The 17,805-nt window shown below is 45.8% G+C and carries 15 protein-coding genes and 2 tRNA genes; 11 read left to right on the forward strand and 6 right to left on the reverse strand.

What is annotated here, in order from left to right:
* Positions 1-34 precede the first annotated feature (34 nt).
* Positions 35-418 carry a PIN domain-containing protein gene (locus J7529_RS02195; protein ID WP_271943136.1) on the reverse strand — a complete coding sequence of 128 codons (384 nt, stop codon included), beginning with the start codon at positions 416-418 and terminating at the stop codon, positions 35-37.
* Positions 415-681, reverse strand: coding sequence for an AbrB/MazE/SpoVT family DNA-binding domain-containing protein (locus J7529_RS02200; protein ID WP_271943133.1), 267 nt, complete (start codon positions 679-681; stop codon positions 415-417). Before J7529_RS02200 ends, J7529_RS02195 begins: the two co-directional genes overlap by 4 nt.
* A gap of 49 nt (positions 682-730) precedes the next feature.
* On the opposite strand from J7529_RS02200, the gene J7529_RS02205 reads away from it, so the two are divergent.
* A complete protein-coding gene (locus J7529_RS02205) occupies positions 731-3,271 on the forward strand; it encodes a type II CAAX prenyl endopeptidase Rce1 family protein (protein WP_318727640.1) in 2,541 nt (846 codons plus the stop codon).
* 118 nt (positions 3,272-3,389) lie between these two features.
* Here the strand turns inward: J7529_RS02205 and J7529_RS02210 are convergent.
* Together J7529_RS02210 and J7529_RS02215 are read right to left on the reverse strand one after the other, a co-directional pair.
* A tRNA-Lys gene (locus tag J7529_RS02210) sits at positions 3,390-3,461 on the reverse strand.
* Positions 3,462-3,547: 86 nt separating this feature from the next.
* Positions 3,548-4,708, reverse strand: a complete 1,161-nt coding sequence (locus tag J7529_RS02215; RefSeq protein WP_318727641.1) for a histidine kinase — start codon at positions 4,706-4,708, stop codon at positions 3,548-3,550.
* 201 nt (positions 4,709-4,909) lie between these two features.
* Here J7529_RS02215 and J7529_RS02220 point away from each other — a divergent pair, with 201 nt between their 5' ends.
* Both J7529_RS02220 and J7529_RS02225 read left to right on the forward strand, forming a co-directional pair.
* Positions 4,910-6,061 (forward strand): pyridoxal-phosphate-dependent aminotransferase family protein, encoded by a 1,152-nt coding sequence (locus J7529_RS02220; RefSeq protein ID WP_271943124.1) that lies wholly within the window; start codon positions 4,910-4,912, stop codon positions 6,059-6,061.
* Positions 6,062-6,146: 85 nt separating this feature from the next.
* Entirely contained in the window at positions 6,147-6,974 is an 828-nt protein-coding gene (locus J7529_RS02225; protein ID WP_318727642.1) for a class I SAM-dependent methyltransferase, read from the forward strand.
* Positions 6,975-7,079: 105 nt separating this feature from the next.
* On the opposite strand, the gene J7529_RS02230 is transcribed toward J7529_RS02225, so the two are convergent.
* Both J7529_RS02230 and mtnA read right to left on the reverse strand, forming a co-directional pair.
* Positions 7,080-7,619 carry a hypothetical protein gene (locus tag J7529_RS02230; protein WP_318727643.1) on the reverse strand — a complete coding sequence of 180 codons (540 nt, stop codon included), beginning with the start codon at positions 7,617-7,619 and terminating at the stop codon, positions 7,080-7,082.
* Positions 7,620-7,753: 134 nt separating this feature from the next.
* Complete coding sequence (mtnA, locus tag J7529_RS02235) at positions 7,754-8,812, reverse strand: S-methyl-5-thioribose-1-phosphate isomerase (protein WP_318727644.1); 1,059 nt, start codon at positions 8,810-8,812, stop codon at positions 7,754-7,756.
* Positions 8,813-9,015: 203 nt separating this feature from the next.
* Here mtnA and J7529_RS02240 point away from each other — a divergent pair, with 203 nt between their 5' ends.
* The 8 genes from J7529_RS02240 (at position 9,016) to J7529_RS02275 (ending at position 17,785) form a co-directional block, all read left to right on the forward strand.
* Positions 9,016-10,728 (forward strand): potassium channel family protein, encoded by a 1,713-nt coding sequence (locus J7529_RS02240; protein WP_271943114.1) that lies wholly within the window; start codon positions 9,016-9,018, stop codon positions 10,726-10,728.
* Between the two features lie 125 nt (positions 10,729-10,853).
* Positions 10,854-11,993 (forward strand): glutamate--cysteine ligase, encoded by a 1,140-nt coding sequence (gshA, locus tag J7529_RS02245; RefSeq protein ID WP_318727645.1) that lies wholly within the window; start codon positions 10,854-10,856, stop codon positions 11,991-11,993.
* 81 nt (positions 11,994-12,074) lie between these two features.
* The gene (locus J7529_RS02250) at positions 12,075-12,542 is read left to right on the forward strand and encodes a tRNA (cytidine(34)-2'-O)-methyltransferase (RefSeq protein WP_318727646.1); all 468 of its coding nucleotides are present in this window, start codon (positions 12,075-12,077) and stop codon (positions 12,540-12,542) included.
* 309 nt (positions 12,543-12,851) lie between these two features.
* Positions 12,852-15,380 (forward strand): peptidoglycan DD-metalloendopeptidase family protein, encoded by a 2,529-nt coding sequence (locus tag J7529_RS02255; protein ID WP_318727647.1) that lies wholly within the window; start codon positions 12,852-12,854, stop codon positions 15,378-15,380.
* Between the two features lie 95 nt (positions 15,381-15,475).
* Positions 15,476-15,549, forward strand: a tRNA-Met gene (locus J7529_RS02260).
* Positions 15,550-15,708: 159 nt separating this feature from the next.
* Complete coding sequence (locus J7529_RS02265; RefSeq protein WP_271943105.1) at positions 15,709-16,311, forward strand: peroxiredoxin; 603 nt, start codon at positions 15,709-15,711, stop codon at positions 16,309-16,311.
* A gap of 77 nt (positions 16,312-16,388) precedes the next feature.
* Positions 16,389-16,961: a bifunctional adenosylcobinamide kinase/adenosylcobinamide-phosphate guanylyltransferase gene (gene cobU / locus J7529_RS02270; RefSeq protein ID WP_271943104.1), complete on the forward strand. Its 573-nt coding sequence runs from the start codon at positions 16,389-16,391 to the stop codon at positions 16,959-16,961.
* Between the two features lie 284 nt (positions 16,962-17,245).
* Positions 17,246-17,785, forward strand: a complete 540-nt coding sequence (locus tag J7529_RS02275; protein WP_318727648.1) for a hypothetical protein — start codon at positions 17,246-17,248, stop codon at positions 17,783-17,785.
* The last annotated feature ends 20 nt before the right edge of the window (positions 17,786-17,805 follow it).

Consider the following 17,805-nt stretch of genomic DNA (forward strand, 5'->3'; position numbering starts at 1 on the left):
CATGTGGCATGATGTTATGGTAATAGCGCAAATATCAACGAATGACTCGCACATCCAGAGGAAGATTGAGATTAGCCCAAGCGCGATCGCTCGTGAAAATAGGAACTCCCAAACGCCATCCTAAACTTAAACAGGCTCGATCTCCTAGAGATAATCCCACTTGTCTGGTTTGTTGCCATAATCTTGCTGCTCTGTCAGCGTCTTCTACCGTAAACGGTTCTATCCTCAATCCTAAAGCCTGTAAATCAGACAGCATCCCCTCTATATCTGCACCTGCGGCAATCGACTTTTGTACTACTTCAGCCCAATTTACAGTGGATATAACCGATTCTGCTAATACCCGATCAACAATATCCTCTCCTGGCTCTCCTTTCAGATAAGCTAATAAAGCTGAAGCATCTAAAACTACCACCGTCATTCAATTACGTCCTTTTGTGTTTCATTACGCCGCTCTGCTAACAACTCATCAACTAAGCTACGATTTTGGGGGACATTGGCAAATCGAGCTTTCAACCGTTGCTTGATCGCTTCTGGTTTTTCGAGTACCAACTTTCCCCCTTCCATACGAACAAGCAAGCGATCGCCACTCTCAACTCCTAACTTTTGTTGCAAGGGTGCAGGAATGACTAACTGGCCTTGATCGCCCATATATAGTTCTATGGATGGAGATACTTCACTCATAAACGCTCTGGTTTTAGAACTCCTATATTGCCTATGATAAGGGACAACGATGTGGAAAGGTAGGCGATCGCCAATGGGTCAGCGCAAAACAACACACATAAGACGATGGATGGGTCGGGCACTTTTGAGTATAATAGCAGTGGCTCTAGTTGCTCTTACTGCCTCCTCTCAAACAACGCAACGCTCCAGTTATTCCCTCAGTCTCGAAGCACCGTTTAATCAGGTTGGGTTCTATCCTACAGTGCAACCCATTACTGCTCCCTACTATCGCAGCACGGGAGAATGGTTAGGGCGGTTGATTTTACCCTCTACTGAAGAATTGGAAACCGTTATTCCCGATTCGTCTATTGCGGATTGGGCTTGGATAGAGCTGTATCATACGCCACCAGAGGCGAAAGCTTGGCAAGGAAAAACCGTGCGCTTAGAATGGCAGGATACTCCCCGGATTGCTGAGTATGTCAACATCGTGACTACAGATGTTAACTTGAGCGATCGCGCCCTAGAAAACTATAATCAAGGCAATGTTATCCCCACCCGTCTTCAGGGTCGCACCCAAGTTGGGCCCCTCCAGTCCCTTGCTGGAGCGCGTCCCCAAGACGATCTAATTGTCCGTTTAAATGAAGTTAAGTTCATTCCCAACAGTTCCAACTCGGCAATTTTACAAACAGCTCTAGAACCCATCCAAGTCACGGGACGCTTTTACGGGTTAGTAAAAATTCTAGAACCCCTTCCCTCAACCTGTGCAGAGAATAAACCTTGTCGGACGCAGTGGTATAGAGTTCAACACTACAATTCAGAAACTGGAGAATTTAACGGCCCAGAAGGAACCGTCCGTATTCCCCAACAGCCTCTAGATAATAATGGCCGCTGGTTATCCACTCCTGAAGGCATCGAGAAGTCTCCTGCGGGCGATCGGGGATGGTATATTTACGGATCTAGGGACGAACAGGGACAATTAATCGTACAAGGGATTAGGCCGCGATCGCTCTTTGAACTCTACCCCGATCATATCTTGTTGGGCAGCCAAACCGGTCTCGACTATATTCAACACTACAACTGGAAAGACACCGAAGAGCGCAAAGGAACAACCCAAAGTCTCCTCCTCTCTCCCACAGCTACCCGTCCAGAACAAGCCGTGCAATACTGGAACGAAGGAGAGTATGCGATCGTTATGCATCTCTTTGGCGGCATTGGAGGCGAAAACGGAGAACCCATTAGTGCCGGAACCGTAACCGGTCATTTTGCTTACGGAATTGCCCAAATTGTCCGTGACCCCTTCACTCAAGAACTACAATTTGACATTCTCTATCAGCAAGTTTACGCCCATAATCCAAATGGTATTATTTCCGGAAACCATAATTGGACAAACTACATGGGAAATCTGCAACGCGGATGGTTAGGAACTCGCCCCGTTTCCGATGTAGTCATTAAACTTGATGCCTTAACCCAGGACTATAATTTTGACGGTGAAATCATCTCACCCATCCGCGAATTTTGGATACAACTCCAAGTCATGATGGCCCGGTATCGCACAGGGGATGGAACCGGAGTAGCAGAAGTCACTCCAGCAACCTCCTGTGTCCAAGATTCCAGTCAAGCCCTCTACATTACCATCGAACAAATTAAACAACAAATCCTCAACAATCCCAAAATTGTCACTTGGTTACGCGCTCATCCCAATGACCCCCAAACCCAACGTTTATCCCAATTAGTTGAATTAGGAGAAAACATAGCCCAGACCCTTGCTCCTCAAGGCGTTGTTCGGGAAGATTGGAAACAAAATGCCCAGTTTTTATCTGGAATAAACGCTCGCAATGGATTTGTGACCGATCAAGATTTATTAAATGCTCTGTTAAGTTGGCAAACCTTACTTCCACGCCCTGCTTATGACCGAATGGCCAAAATTTTTCTCGACCAAGGAGGGCAGCTTTGGTTTTTACGCACCAATCAAGTGGGGGGATGGGATAGTAGCATAGAACCCATTGCCCCTACCGGGATTTTAGGTCAATTCCCCATTCTTTCCACCCTTGCGGGTCGGATTTTGCTCTCGTTAGGGCGGCCAGAATGGCGAGATTGGAGTATCTTAATTTTAATGTTAGGTTTATATGCATTGATCGCCCTAGTTTTAGCCTGGAGTTATAGTTTTTGGCAATGGGTCAATGGAGAGTCTTTTCAGCAATCCTGGCATCAGGTTTGGTCATCTTCCCTAGTTCGGGGCAATTCTGTACCAAGCTTCTGGAGAGGATTGACCCTTTTAATCATTCCAGTAGCCCTAGAAGAATTCATTTTCCGCGTGTTATTAGTTCCCCATCCCACCGACTGGATTTCAAAACAAGAATGGTGGTTATTAGCCTTAGTCAGTTTAATTATTTATCTGTTCTATAAGGTGATTACGGTTTGTTTCGGCTCTAAAATTCCCTTAAAACTTGTGCCGGTTGTCTTACTCTTGAGTGGCACATTGGGATCGGTTTGTATTCTCACCTATGGTCTGACGGGTTCATTTTGGGTCATTTGGGTGCTGCATGGATTGATTGAATTGAATCCTTTAGAGCGTATTCATAGCAGAGAAAGAGTTAGTTACGACATTTAGGTTAGGGTTTGAGGCAATAGGCAATAGAAAATGTCCTAACTCTCCTTTTCGCTGCTATAATGCTTTATTTAAAAAACTGTAGGGTCCAAAAACCTTCCAACCCTACTTCAGAAATTTATGGGTCGCCCGGGATTCGAACCCGGAACTAATCGGTTAAAAGCCGAGTACTCTACCGTTGAGTTAGCGACCCGTCGTAATGAAACCAAACCTTAATTAAGGTAGCACAAGATTTTGGTAGAAGTCAATCCCTAGAGCAAATTTTTTTCACAGTTAGGCTCAAGGACGGTAGACCGGTAGAGTAAAGTGAAAGCAACTGCCCTGATTGTCCAGAGATTCGACCCAAATTTGCCCGTAATGGGCGAGAATAATGCGCTGACAGAGGGACAGACCAATACCATAGCCTTCTTTAGTGCGATCGCGCTCTAAGCGAAACCGATCTTCAAAAATCTTTTCCTGTTTTTCAGGCGGAATTCCCGGCCCCGTATCACAAAGACTCACCTGAATTTTTTGAGTCGTGCGGTGCAGAATAGAGAGTTTGATTGAACCCTTGGGTGGTGTATATTTAATTGCATTATCCAATAAATTAGTCATCACTTGGTGAATCCGCTCCGAATCCGCATAGACCAAAGGTAAATCTTGAGGCACATCCGTTTCTAGATTCAGGGACTTGTACTGCAATCGCTCATCAAAATTCTTTAAAACTCTCATAAACAAAGGTTTCAGGTCTATTTTTTCTGGGTGAACCTGGATTTGCGTATTACTGCCTTTAGCCACTTGCAGAATATCCGTAATCATCCGGTCAATTGCTTTAATTTGGGTACGAGCATGTTTCAGCAATTGAGTCGTTAACGTGGCCGTAAACCGGGAAGCGCGGCCATCGTCTGCACGATAGCCAATTTCCAAGGTTTCAACAGCTAAAGCAGCCGCTGTTAAAGGATTGCGCAGATCGTGGGCTAACATAGCGATAATCCGGTCTTTAAACTGTAATTGCTCCTTTAGCTCCACCGTCTCTTGACGCAGGCGAAAAATTTCATCCGATAAGCGAATCAGTTCAGCAGAATGGGCAATGGAAGAACTCAGCTTGCAAGAATCTGAATCGAGCAATTCTTTCTGCTCTACATATTCTTCAACCGACTGTACCCAGCGCGGCCACCAATTATCAATCAGATTAATCAAATTGCCCCCGGCTAAGGTTTGCTTCGGTTGGGGATGAATTTTAATTAAGGCCGGAGTCGCCACCACCTTAAAGTTTTCCGCCAGTTGAGGTTGTTCGCTCACATCTACCACCATTAGCTCAAAATCTAGATCTTGAGCAAGATTGCGAATATGACAACGAATTTGTCGAATTTGCTCTCCTGCATAGGGACGCTTATCAACAAATAAGAGCAGTTGAAGAGGGGGATCGGGTTTGAGGGGCTGTTCGGGAGCGGCCTGCATAGTGAGGGACAAAAATGACCAACCTTTAGATTTACTTAAGAGTCTAATCGATATATCTACTAAATGCGGTAAATTGGCTTGATTTTAGAGCATGGGGGCAAGATAACCTAACTTAACAACACGCAATATCATAAAAGACAGCGGTTCGGTATGATGGATTTCTTAGGCTCAATCAACGTATAGTTAGTACACACAAGTTCCATGACCGCTGTCCTCGCAATTAATAATTCCCATAAACTCTCTTCGCCTCGTTTAGAGATGCCTCCCCGTCTGCTATTGGGTGCGGGGCCGTCCAATGCTGACCCAAGGGTGATTGAGGCCATGAGTCGTCCCCAAGTCGGTCACTTAGATCCTTCTTTCCTCAAGTTGATGGGGGAGATCCAAGAGTTATTGCGCTATACCTTTCAGACGGATAATAGCTTAACGATTCCCGTCAGTGGAACCGGTAGCGCGGCCATGGAAACGACATTTGCCAATACGATAGAACCCAATGATGTGGTTTTGGTCGCTGTTAAGGGCTATTTTGGTCGGCGTATGGTGGATATGGCTGGCCGGTATGGAGCGGATGTACGGCAAATTGACAAGCCTTGGGGAGAAGCATTTTCGCTCGAAGAATTGCGGTCTGCTCTTGCTACTCACCGTCCTGCAATTTTGGGTATTGTCCATGCAGAAACTTCAACAGGTGTTCGTCAACCCTTGGAAGGTGTTGGAGATTTGTGCCGTGAGTTTGGCTGTTTGCTGGTTGTAGATACAGTGACTAGCTTGGGTTGTTTCCCCTTATTTATTGACGATTGGAAAATTGATTTAGCCTATAGCTGTAGCCAAAAAGGTTTAAGTTGCCCTCCTGGAGCATCTCCCCTGACCATGAATCAACGGGCGTTGGATAAGATCCATAATCGGCACACCAAAGTGGCCAATTGGTATTTGGATGTTTCCTTGGTGAGCAAGTATTGGGGTAAGGAACGTACCTATCACCATACCGCTCCAATTAATATGAATTATGCTCTCTATGAGGCTCTGTGTTTGGTGGCAGAAGAAGGGTTAGAGTCCCGATGGGAACGCCATCAGAAGAATGCCCAAATGCTCTGGGATGGGTTGGCTGATTTGGGATTGGTCTGTCATGTGCCCAAGGAGTTGCGGTTACCGACACTGACGACGGTTCGGGTTCCGGATGGAGTGCAAGAAGCCGAAATTCGTCACCAATTACTGAATAACTATAATATTGAGATTAGTGGCGGTTTGGGTGATTTGGCGGGCAAGGTTTGGCGTATTGGTTTAATGGGCCATAATAGTCGTCCGGAGAGTATTGAACGGCTGTTCAGTGCTTTGGGTGAGTTGTTGCCGAAGAATTAATCAGGGTTAATTGCTGAAAGCTTTTTCTAGGGGCGAAGGGTATTTCGCCCCGAACGAAACATCGCGTTTGTCGTTTTTGCGATCAATGGCTGATTTAAAAGAGTATTTAGAGTGGGTTTCATCCCAAAGTTTAGAAGTAAGAAAGGATTGGTATTCATCAGTTGCTGAAGTTTACGATCGCACTCGACCTCGGTATCCAAAAATTTTACTCGATCGCGCCCTAGACTGGGGTGTTTTATCTGCTCAGTCACGGGTGTTGGAAATTGGATGTGGACCCGGAACTCTGACGTTTGATTTGGCAGAAATCACGGATTCAATTGTAGCCCTCGAGCCTGGTTTTGCTGCGTATGACTTGGCTCGGAAAAAAAGTGAGGCGTTTGCTCATGTGCGGTTGGTGAATTCCTCGTTTGAAGAGTGGGATCGGCAGGGAGAAACCTTTGATGCAGTGGTTGCCGCCTGCTCTTTTCATTGGATTTCCCCAGAAGAGCGCGATCGCCAGATCGTCGAATGTTTGCAACCCAATGGGTCTCTGATTTTACTCTGGAATACGCCACCTAGACCCGAACCGCAAGTGTGCGCTATTCTGGATCGGGTCTATGAGCATTACGATCCCTCCCTGGGTCATTTCGATCGTTTAGACGATCATAAACAGCGTTTAGCTCAGTTAGAAGAAACCTTAAGTCGTTCTCAGGTGTTCGATCATCTCCGCTCCGATCGCGTGATGTGCGATCGCCAATATACCATTGACAGCTATCTGGGTTTGTTAAGCACCTTATCGCCCTATCTCATGTTAGAGGCTCAAAAGCGCGATCGGCTCTTCCAAGACATACAAAAGGCTTTACACGATCAAGGAATACAAGAGTTTTCAACCTCCTACCTCTCGGTCATTCAAACTGTAACAATTAGAAATTAAGGGAGACTCTATTTATCCCTTTTCTTTCACTTTCGGTTGCGATCGCTGTATCCTCTATAGACAGAGACATTTGCCAAGGCAAAAAAATAGTTTTCCAAGAGGTTATTATAGGGAAAATGGAAAGGTTACGGTCTCATTTTCCCTATTTACCTGACCAGTATTCTCTGTTCTGTTGCCTTTGACTAGCAAACTAACGTTAAATGGAATCTCTTGGACAGATTGTTGACAGCGCGCATAGAAAGTCACTTTAGCGACATAATCTCCTGTCGGCGCTCCCCCTGTGGGCCAAAACACATTTTCCACAGGATTTACAGTGGTTTCCTCACAGTTTGCATTTGAGTCAACATCTAATTCGCCTCCTGATGCTATGCGGGGAGTGCTATATAGTACTTCTTCGCCGCTAGGGTCAATAACTGATAAATCCAAATCATCAGTTGTGGCCCATTTTAAGGTTACTTGTACATCTCCCGTACCTAAAACTTGCTCGCTTCCTGAGCACATGGTCGATAAACTGGTTAACTCTCCTTTGCTATCGACCATAAAACAGCCGGTGTGTTCTTGGGAAAATACACGATTGTTGCCGCTCAACAATAATACCAGGAAAACAGCAGCGATCGCCAAAGTTAAACTTTTAGTGAGTTTCATTTTCATTGCTGATATTAAGATTAGGATGCTAAATTCTGCCACAGCATTAAGGGGATGCTATGGAAGGATTGCAGTCAGTAATTGTATTGATTGTAACGGATTATTCGGATTTGATATACTATTAAATCTTTTTTTTAAGTTTGAGTTTTTAATTGATATAACTCCTGGGGAGCAACCGCACCTTTTTCCGTAATAATAGCCGAGATCAACTCCGCTGGGGTGACATCAAAAGCCGGGTTATAATAGTCCACCCCTTCAGGGGTAATGCGTGTTTTGCCCACTTGAGCCACTTCTTGACTATCACGTTCCTCAATGGGAATTTCTCCCCCATCGGCTAACTTAAAATCCACTGTAGATAGGGGAGCCGCCACATAAAAGGGGATATTATGGACTTTAGCCGCCAAAGCCACACTATAGGTTCCAATTTTATTCGCTGTATCGCCATTGGCACTAATGCGATCTGCCCCCACAACTACCGCGTGAATCATTCCTTGTTGCATACAATGGGCTGCCATATTATCTGTAATTACCGTAACTGGGATTCCTTCTTGTACGCATTCCCAAGCAGTCAGTTTTGCCCCTTGTAACCGAGGACGGGTTTCATCGGCATACACCCGATTTAAACGCCCATTGTCCCAGGCACTCCTGACGACACCTAAAGCTGTTCCATATCCGGCTGTCGCCAAAGCGCCCGCGTTACAATGAGTGAGGAGATTTAACCGCTCTGGAGTTTCTGGTAATACAGTAACCCCATGTTTTCCTATTTCCTGACAAGTCTGTAGATCGTCGGCTTGGATCTGTTGAGCCGTTTCTAATAATTTAGCCTGAATCTCTCCCACAGAACTGGATGTACTTCTTGCTGTCTCTAACATCCGTTCAATTGCCCAAAACAAATTGACTGCCGTAGGGCGAGTTTGTCGTAGCATTTCGGCGATCGATTCGAGTTGCTTCAGAAACTCCGTAGAATCTCTGGTTTCAATTTCTCTGGCTCCCAATGCCATGCCATAAGCTGCCGAAACGCCGATAGCAGGCGCTCCCCGAACAATCATGGTTTTAATCGCCCGCGCCATCTGGGTAGAATCATTAATCGAGACTGTCGTATATTCTCCAGGTAAACGAGTTTGATCGATGAGAATCACGCATTGATTTTCCCGATCCCAACGGACAGGATAGACGGCAGTATTGGAGAGCATGACAATATTATTCCCAATCCATTGACCCCTCCATCATACTGGGGAATCGGCAAAAGTTCGCCTCGGTTTACGGCCTACTCCCTATTGCCTAGTCTGATGGTGTATTGAGTTACAATCTGGGTCACCCTACTCATCAACAATGGAACATTAGACTGATCTCAACCCGACTCATTCAGCTCAAGACGGTGATACCCTTCCTTTCTATGAAACCTCGAATTATCGTTTGTGGTCTTGGACGCACTGGATATACTATTTATTCCCTTCTCAGACAACAGGGAGCTACGGTGATTGGCATCTCTACTGAACCGCTTGCTGGCGAACAGACCAATGTTGTGGTGGGGGACTTGCGTTCAGCCTCTACTCTGATGAAAGCTGGAATAGTCGAAGCCCATACCTTAGTGATTGCCAGTAATGATGATGCTGAGAATTTAGCCATTTTAGTGCAAGCACGGATCTTGAATCCTCAAATTCAGGTGATTAATCGCTTGTTTAATACTAACTTAGGCGATCGCTTAGACCGAACGCTACCCCAGCACACCACCATGAGCGTCTCTTCCCTCGCTGCACCAGTATTCATGTTTGCTGCATTTGGCAATCATGCCATTGGCCAACTGAAACTCTACAATCAAACTTGGCCAATTTATGAAGAATATATTGATGCGAATCATCCTTGGCTAGGCATGAGTCTGACGGCTTTATGGGAAAATCCCCATCGAATGCTGATTTACTATCTGCCTCACCATGGCAAAACCGATTTAGTTTCTGGGGTATTGCAGGAGCGAGAGTTACAAATTGGCGATCGCCTTATTCTAGCCACAGAACCGAGTCCTAAAAAATTCCAAACCTCTGCGATCGCTAAAATAGGTAAGTTCGTTACTTATTTGCGCCAATTTCAACAACATTTCCAATCCTCAGTGCTGGTCACTCTTTTCCTTTGTCTGACCATTCTGATTGCTACCTTTACCTATACCACCATTAACTGGGAAATTCCCATTGTTGATGCCCTCTATTTTTCCGTGGGTATGATTACCGGTGCAGGAGGACAAGAAGAAGTTGCTGAAAAAGCTCCTGCTGCCATTAAACTCTTTACCGCCTTTATGATGCTCATCGGTGCAGGCATTGTTGGTATTGGCTACGCATTGCTCAATGATTGGGTGTTGGGGACTCGTTTCCGCAAACTCCTAGAAACTGCTCCCATTCCCCAACGCCATCACTATATTGTTTGTGGTTTAGGCGGTATCGGTATGGAAACGGTCCGTCAACTCCATGCCAAAGGCTATGATGTGGTGATTATTGAATCCGATCCTAAGTGTCGATTCTTGAATACCGCCTATGCTCTCAAAGTCCCCGTTATTATTAGTGATGCCTGTTTAGCCACCACCCTAGAGAGCGCTAATATCCAACAGGCAGAGAGCCTATTTGCCGTGACCAGCAATGATACGATTAACCTGGAAATTGCCCTCAGCAGCAAGGGGTTAGTCCCGAAATTACGGGTTATTGTCCGCAACCAAGACCCCCATTTTGCCAAGTTATTCCAACAGGTCTTTGATCTTGACTCAGTTCTCAGTCCCATTGATTTAGCGGCTCCTTCCTTTGCCGCCGCTGCCCTAGGAGGTAGAATCTTGGGCAATGGTATGACAGGTGGAAGTTTATGGGTAGCTCTAGCCGCTTTGATTACGCCCAGTCATCCCTTTTGTGGTCAACGGGTTGAAGATGCGGCCATGCAAGCAGATTTTGTGCCCCTATATTTAGAGACGACTTATCATCACGTGATGCATAGCTGGGAGTTACTAGAGGCGACGTTAACCCCTGGAGACGTTTTGTATTTGACGATGCCAGCCAGCCAACTCGATCAGTTATGGCGGGTGAAACCCTCTTCTGGAGCAGTTCGGGGGAATCAAGGGAATAGGGAATAGGAAATACCAGAAAACCGGGTTTTATTCTATATGAATCTTCATGAATCCTCACTATCTTTTCTCCCCACTTTTGCCTAGGGATCTCAAGCGCTATAAGCTAGAACTAGAATACTTGAGGAATAGCTATGCTCCTCTCCAAAGGCTTTGAAATTGAAATGTATACCGGCACTCCCCAAGGTGAGATTGTCGGGCTTTCCGATCGCATTGTGGCCGATCTCAATGGTTTTGTCCGCGAACCCGATAGCCGTAATGTGGAGTATACCACTGCTCCTTTTTGTCGTTACGAGAGTTTGTTGTGCGAACTGCTTCAGCCTCGACAACGGTTGCGCCAATATCTCAAGGAGCTAGGTGATTATACCCTGATTCCTGGCAGTACCTTATCGTTGGGAGGAGGAGATCGCTTTTATCGCTCTGACCCCAAGAATCCTTACCATGGATATATCGAAAAAACTTATGGCACGAAGGTAGTTACTGCCAGTATTCATATTAATATCGGCATTGCCGATCCAGAAGTGTTAATGCAGGCTTGTCGTTTGGTTCGCCTGGAAGCCCCCTTATATCTAGCGTTAAGCGCTTCTTCTCCCTTTTTTAATGGTCAGGTAACGGGTTCCCACTCGACTCGCTGGCAGGTGTTTCCCCAAACGCCTGAGTTTGTCCCCTTGTTTGAAAGTCATCGCCATTATATTGATTGGACTCAGGAACAGTTGGCCCAAGGAACCATGCAAAATGTGCGTCATTTGTGGACATCTGTGCGTCCCAATGGCGATCGCCGTCCCTATAGCCTGAATCGTTTAGAATTGAGAATCTGCGATCTCGTCACTGATGCGATCTCCCTTTTAGCAATCACAGCGCTGTTAGAGGCTCGTTTATGGCAATTGATTAGCGATCGAGGGTTAGACCCCCTACATATATATAGGGGCGATCCTCAAAAATTGGTGCATTTAACGGCTGAAAATGAACAAGCCGCAGCTCAGTCGAGTTTGGAGGCTCGATTAACCCATTGGCAAGATGGACGCTCTATTTCGGCAAGGGAGTGGATAGAAGAACTCTACGATCAGGTTTTGCCTATAGCGAAAGAAAAAGGCTTTAGTTGTTTCCTCTCCCCCGTGAAAAAGATTTTGCGCCAGGGAAATGAAAGTTTACGATGGTTAAAGGATTATCAAGTCCATGGTAATCTAGAACAGGTGATGCAAAAGGCGATCGCTGACACTGAACAAGAAGAACGAGAGATGGCCGAGAACCTCTGTCATCCCTTAGTCGCTTAATCTTCGCTCAACAGATAATTATCTCAGTTGAAGCAATCCGAGGGCTAAATTTGATTAAAATTTCTGATATCACTAAAGTTTATGGTTAGGGTGGTTCTGGTTCATCCCCAAATTCCTCCAAATACCGGAAATATTGCTCGAACCTGTGCAGCAAGCTCTACTCCCCTACATTTGGTAGGGCCCCTAGGCTTTGAAATTAGCGATCGCTATCTGAAACGGGCTGGGCTGGATTACTGGCCATTTGTCGATCTGACTTATCATCTAGATTGGGAAACCTTTACCACCCACCAACAAAATCAAGGGGGGCGATGCATCGGCTTTAGTACCTCTGGCACAACCAACTATATCGATTTTGCCTTCGGTCACAAAGACTGGCTCCTATTTGGTAGTGAAACCCAAGGACTGCCCTCGGAATCACTCGATTACTGTGATTGTGTGGTCAAAATTCCCATGGCTCAACCCGGAGTCCGTAGCCTGAATCTATCAGTCAGTACAGCCTTGGGTCTCTTTGAAGCCCGTCGGCAACTGGGGAAACTCAATGAGATTTAAACCCAAATCGATAGTCTTTGTCGCGATCAAAAATAAGAAATTTCTATCAGAAGTGGATTGATACCCATCAAACCTCCTGAAACCCCCAGATAATCTAGGTAGAAGAAGATGATGACAATTTGAAGAGTCAGAGCTAAAATCATTGAAACAAAAATTAACGCTTGTCAGAATTGGAAAAGCAAGGTAGTCTTGCCTAAGCCTATTAACAGTCTGTGATCTTGATCTCTGAACTTCAGTGTTTCCAATCACGAAAGTTAGGTTATATTAACTCAGACACTGTTAAGCGCTCGTCTATTAGGAGGTCGTTCTTTGAAACGAGCAAATTCCCAGAAAGATAATCAATCGGTTCTGCTTCCCACCGCTGTATTCCATGCAGAAGTAGGTCACTCGAAGCAGGTTTCCCCCGATAGCAACCGTAGGGTGTGTACATCAGCAGCCATGATTGGCTTGGCTGCGATTTCCATGGGTTTACCAAACCTATTATTCCCAGAAGGTCAGCAAGCGGCTAGAGCGGCAGAACCAGCAACGCTTGACCCCACTCAAACTACCAATCGAGCCTCCCAACCGAATTTAACGGGTCGGGGAATATCAACCACCGTAGTTTCTTCAGGGTTCAATGCAGCAACTGCTTCTCTGGGAAATGCGCCTGTGATGCTAGAAAGTGAAGGATTTTCCAGGGCGGAAACCTTAAGCCCAGAATCCCCATTCTTGACATCGCAGCCTCCGCTGGCTAAAACATCCTTAGAGGAAAAGAGCCTCTCAACCTCTGAACTCTCAACTCCAGGAGTAAAACCAGAAGTCCCAGTTATTCTGACTCCAGAGTTAATAGATGCATCTGATGCATCAAGTGAAAACCAACCGTTGGCTCAACAGCAGAAAGAACAAGAGCAAGCAGCCTTAGATGAGGCCGTTAGCTATGTAACGGTATTAGAATCCGTCAACCCAGAGGCATCTCGAACCTTAACTGTTCTGCCCTCTGGAAAAACTGCCCCCAAGTTCCAAAGTCTGCCTGCACCTGTAGAGGAATCACCTGTGAAATCAGAATCGGTGATTGTGACTCTACCAAAAGAAGCCAAAGCAGAAGAAGTTGGGGCAGTTAAACCCTCTTGGCAGCAAATGCAAAGTGAAACAGGGGGAGTAGCACCGGTTAATTCCACTTGGACAGTTAAGCCAATCACTGAACCTCAAGTGGATGTGACCCCCAAGAAAATCACCCTAGAGGTTTATCAAGTTCAGTCCGGAGATACGGTCAACACCATTGCCAAAACCCATGGTGTTGACTCATCAGCACTCATTGAAGCCAATCAACTGAGTAATCCAGATCAACTGGAAGTGGATCAGTCCTTGGCAGTGCCTCGGTTTGAAAATCCCACATCAGGGGTATCTTCTGCTGCGGTAGCACCGTCTTTACCCTGGAAAGTAGAGGGAGACTTACAGGCTTTGCCAGAGTTTGATGGCACTCCGAAACTATTTACCCCATCTCCAGAGATTGCCTCAACAGAGACTCTAGCCAGCCCAACTCTGAAAGCTGAAACTGAAACGGGAGCTGCTCCAGAATTACAAGAAGCTACTCCTATAGTCGAACCTACTCATACAGAAGTTGAAGCGTTCTCAGGGCAACCGAAAGAGCAACTTAAGGAAATGAGTGAGAGTGAGCCAGAGTTACCGAGCTTGACGCTCACGCCTTCCTTGAATTCTACTTCTGTAGCGTCTCGGTTCTCTCCGAGAGACTCGGTGTTTCCTCAACCCTTACTGCATCAAGTTAGAAGAGGGGAAACCTTAGATTCGATTGCCCGTCGCTATGGCGTAACACGATCTGAGTTAATCCGAGTGAATCACATCACCAATCCCAATTTGATTCAAGTCAATCAAAATTTAAAGATTCCTAAGAGCCAAAACCTAGACTCGATAACGGCAACTTCGGCAATTCCAGGGATCAATACCACCGAGATTAGTTCTGCTGCTATTGATTCTCAGCAGCCGGTTCCCTTAGTCAGCTTCAATAATGACTCGTCATCCCAGAAGCAGTCTACCCCTAATCCTACCGAAGAGAGTGCTTATAGTACCTATGTGGAAGGGTTAACGACAGAACTGAATCAGCTTCGCCAACAGTATCAAAATCAGCCGGCAAGCGTGACTTTACCCCTGACTCAACCCTCAACCCCAGTACAACAGCCAGTGACTTCAGTCGCTCGACCTGTAGAGCGGGTAAATTCTGAGTTTTCTACTTCTAGCTCTACAGGCAACTTAGAAGAAGACTTGCGGCGTTTACAGGAAAAATACCGCTCTTCGAGTCCTTCGACTCCACAGACTCCTGCTTCTGGAGTAGGGCAAAATGTAGCGGTTGCTCCTCTCGGACCAGATGCTTACGACCCCAGTAAGTTGCCTATTGGAGAAATGGTGTCGCCGGAAGTACCGCCATTGGCTCCGAGTGAACGCTATCTTCCTGGCGATCGCATGAATGGCTATATCTGGCCAGCACAAGGAGTTTTCACCTCTGGATATGGTTGGCGCTGGGGCAGAATGCACCGAGGTATTGATATTGCTGGGCCCATTGGTACACCAATTTTTGCGGCTGCTCCCGGTGTCGTGGATTATTCGGATTGGAATTCGGGGGGTTATGGCTATTTAGTGGATATCCGTCATCCCGATGGAAGTCTGACCCGCTATGCCCACAATAATCGCCTATTAGTCCGCAAGGGACAAAAAGTCCGCCAAGGTCAGCAAATTGCTGAAATGGGCAGTACCGGTTACAGTACCGGCCCTCACCTGCATTTTGAGATTCACCCGGCTGGACAGGGCGCAGTTAACCCTATGGCTTATTTACCTAACCGCTAAATTTGGATGGTTAATAAGGGAGATCGGAAAAATGCTTTCCGATCTCCCTTGCTTTCTAGATCGAAATTAGGTTATAGTGGTAAAGTTGCAAGTTTGGCTCGGTAGCTCAGTTGGTTAGAGCAGGGGACTCATAAGCCCAAGGTCGGCAGTTCAAATCTGCCCCGAGCCATCTAAATATTTAAGAGTTTCCGAAACCGTCTGTATCTCCTGGATATAGGCGATTTTTATTCCATTGATCACTGAAGATTAGGGGAAGTTGGAAAAAAAGGAGTCATAACGACTATGAGTATGATATGATTCGTAACAATATGTAACGGAGAAAGCAGACATGACTCAATCTGAAGGATGTATCCGCGTTGGACAGGCGGCCCCTGACTTTACGGCAACTGCGGTGGTCGATCAAGAGTTTAAGACCATTAAACTATCGGACTACCAAGGTAAGTATGTGGTGATCTTCTTTTATCCCTTAGACTTCACTTTTGTTTGTCCGACTGAAATTACTGCCTTTAGCGATCGCTTTGAAGAATTCAAAAAGTTAGGAACTGAAGTCCTAGGCATTTCTGTAGATAGTGAATTTTCTCACTTAGCTTGGATTCAAACCGACCGTAAATCTGGTGGTGTTGGCGATCTGAACTATCCTCTGGTCTCCGATATCAAAAAAGAAATCAGTGCTGCTTACAATGTCCTCGATCCCGATGCTGGAGTTGCTCTGAGGGGTCTATTCATCATTGATAAAGAAGGCATCATTCAACATGCCACGATCAACAACCTAGCCTTTGGTCGCAACGTTGATGAAACTCTGCGCGTACTGCAAGCCATTCAATATGTTCAATCTCACCCCGACGAAGTTTGTCCTGCGGGTTGGCAACCCGGTGAAAAAACCATGAACCCCGATCCTGTAAAATCAAAAGTTTACTTCGCGGCCGTATAAAAGATACAGCTCAGAAGTCTATTAACCAGGTACACTAAACGTACCTGGTTTTTTTATAGGGAATTGAACAATTGAGTATGGGAACGGATGCTTCTCGTCCAGGAAGCGTTATATTAGTGACGGGACCAGCGCGATCGGGAAAAAGTGAGTGGGCAGAAAGGTTAGCCCAAAAGACAGGAAAGGCGGTGGTTTACGTTGCTACAGCCCAACTCGATCCAAGCGATGTGGAATGGCAACAGCGTATTGAACGACATCAACAGCGTAGACCTCCACAATGGCAAATGAGAGAGGTTCCGAAGGAGTTGAGCCAATGTCTGGATGGAGGACAGGAAGGGGAGTGTTTATTAATTGATTCTTTAGGAACTTGGTTAGCGAACTGTCTAGAGTACGATCAAGAAGTATGGGAGTTGATAGAGCAAGAGTTGTTATTGGCGGTAGAACAAACACAAGCGGATCTGATTTTGGTAGCGGAAGAAACCGGATGGGGGGTGGTTCCAGCCTATCCTTTGGGACGAACCTTTCGCGATCGCCTGGGGAACTTGGTTCGTCATTTAGGAGCGATCGCAAACCAAGTGTACTTAGTGACGGGAGGCTATATCCTCAATTTAACTGAGTTAGGTACTCCTTTAAATTCAATCACCAATCTTTAGAGTTTCATAAGCTTTAATCGCTTAATTTCTTGTGTTTGATGGAGATAAGATACAGGGGATGGAGGTTAAGATAGGAAGAGGAGAAGATCGGGAATAAGCACTAGCGCACTCAAGCGATTTCCCTTTCTGCTGTCCTTACCACCAAGATCTTTAGACAGAGCCGAGCGCCAATTTCTCCAGCCCCCCCGATCGTAAACCAACTAGCACTAGGCATGATCAGTCAATCTCTCAACCTATGATCTCTGTTTTCAAAACTCATAAGCTGTATTTAGGTTAGATTATTTATGGCATCCGCAGACCAAGTTAAACAATATTTAGCCCACTGGCTTCAGTTAGGACGTAAAATTTATATTCATAATGGCGATTGCACTCTTTCTCCCCATCCCGTCATTGAAAGAAATCGCTATAGTAAAGCCTTTGAAGACTGTTGGCAAACCCTACTTTCTGATCAATCTGGTGACTGTTATTTAGAAGATACAGATCAGACTATTGCCGAATTACTCACGCCCAAATGGGACATAATTCTCTGCTGTCGATGCGTGATGCCTATTCCCATGACGATTGGTAGCATGGAGACTAAAAATTGTCCTTGTATTCGTTTATCAAGTTGGCCCAATTTAGACTTACCTCTACCACGATCACCTGTGAATAATCAAGCTGCCTTGAATACCATTAAACAAAAGCTACTCCAAGCGAATGAAAAACAAATTCCTGCGGATCAGGCAGTTTTAGAACCCGGTGAAACCCTTCCCCCAGTCGGTAATGTTGACAGTGAATTGCTCAATCAGTTGCCGAAATGTCAATGCTCTCATCAGGTGGCTTAATATAGCGTTACACGCTAGGG

The sequence above is a fragment of the Roseofilum sp. Guam genome (genome assembly GCF_017746735.1).
Taxonomy (GTDB): domain Bacteria; phylum Cyanobacteriota; class Cyanobacteriia; order Cyanobacteriales; family Desertifilaceae; genus Roseofilum; species Roseofilum reptotaenium.

Excerpts from the sequence above, each read along its gene's own strand:
- J7529_RS02225 (WP_318727642.1), top strand. The coding sequence starts at position 6,147 with ATGGCTGATTTAAAAGAGTATTTAGAGTGGGTTTCATCCCAAAGTTTA.
- J7529_RS02240 (WP_271943114.1), top strand. The coding sequence starts at position 9,016 with ATGAAACCTCGAATTATCGTTTGTGGTCTTGGACGCACTGGATATACT.
- J7529_RS02230 (WP_318727643.1), bottom strand. The coding sequence starts at position 7,619 with ATGAAACTCACTAAAAGTTTAACTTTGGCGATCGCTGCTGTTTTCCTG.
- J7529_RS02200 (WP_271943133.1), bottom strand. The coding sequence starts at position 681 with ATGAGTGAAGTATCTCCATCCATAGAACTATATATGGGCGATCAAGGC.
- J7529_RS02205 (WP_318727640.1), top strand. The coding sequence starts at position 731 with ATGTGGAAAGGTAGGCGATCGCCAATGGGTCAGCGCAAAACAACACAC.
- J7529_RS02215 (WP_318727641.1), bottom strand. The coding sequence starts at position 4,708 with ATGCAGGCCGCTCCCGAACAGCCCCTCAAACCCGATCCCCCTCTTCAA.
- J7529_RS02250 (WP_318727646.1), top strand. The coding sequence starts at position 12,075 with ATGGTTAGGGTGGTTCTGGTTCATCCCCAAATTCCTCCAAATACCGGA.
- mtnA (WP_318727644.1), bottom strand. The coding sequence starts at position 8,812 with ATGCTCTCCAATACTGCCGTCTATCCTGTCCGTTGGGATCGGGAAAAT.
- J7529_RS02195 (WP_271943136.1), bottom strand. The coding sequence starts at position 418 with ATGACGGTGGTAGTTTTAGATGCTTCAGCTTTATTAGCTTATCTGAAA.
- J7529_RS02275 (WP_318727648.1), top strand. The coding sequence starts at position 17,246 with ATGGCATCCGCAGACCAAGTTAAACAATATTTAGCCCACTGGCTTCAG.
- gshA (WP_318727645.1), top strand. The coding sequence starts at position 10,854 with ATGCTCCTCTCCAAAGGCTTTGAAATTGAAATGTATACCGGCACTCCC.
- J7529_RS02265 (WP_271943105.1), top strand. The coding sequence starts at position 15,709 with ATGACTCAATCTGAAGGATGTATCCGCGTTGGACAGGCGGCCCCTGAC.
- J7529_RS02220 (WP_271943124.1), top strand. The coding sequence starts at position 4,910 with ATGACCGCTGTCCTCGCAATTAATAATTCCCATAAACTCTCTTCGCCT.
- cobU (WP_271943104.1), top strand. The coding sequence starts at position 16,389 with ATGGGAACGGATGCTTCTCGTCCAGGAAGCGTTATATTAGTGACGGGA.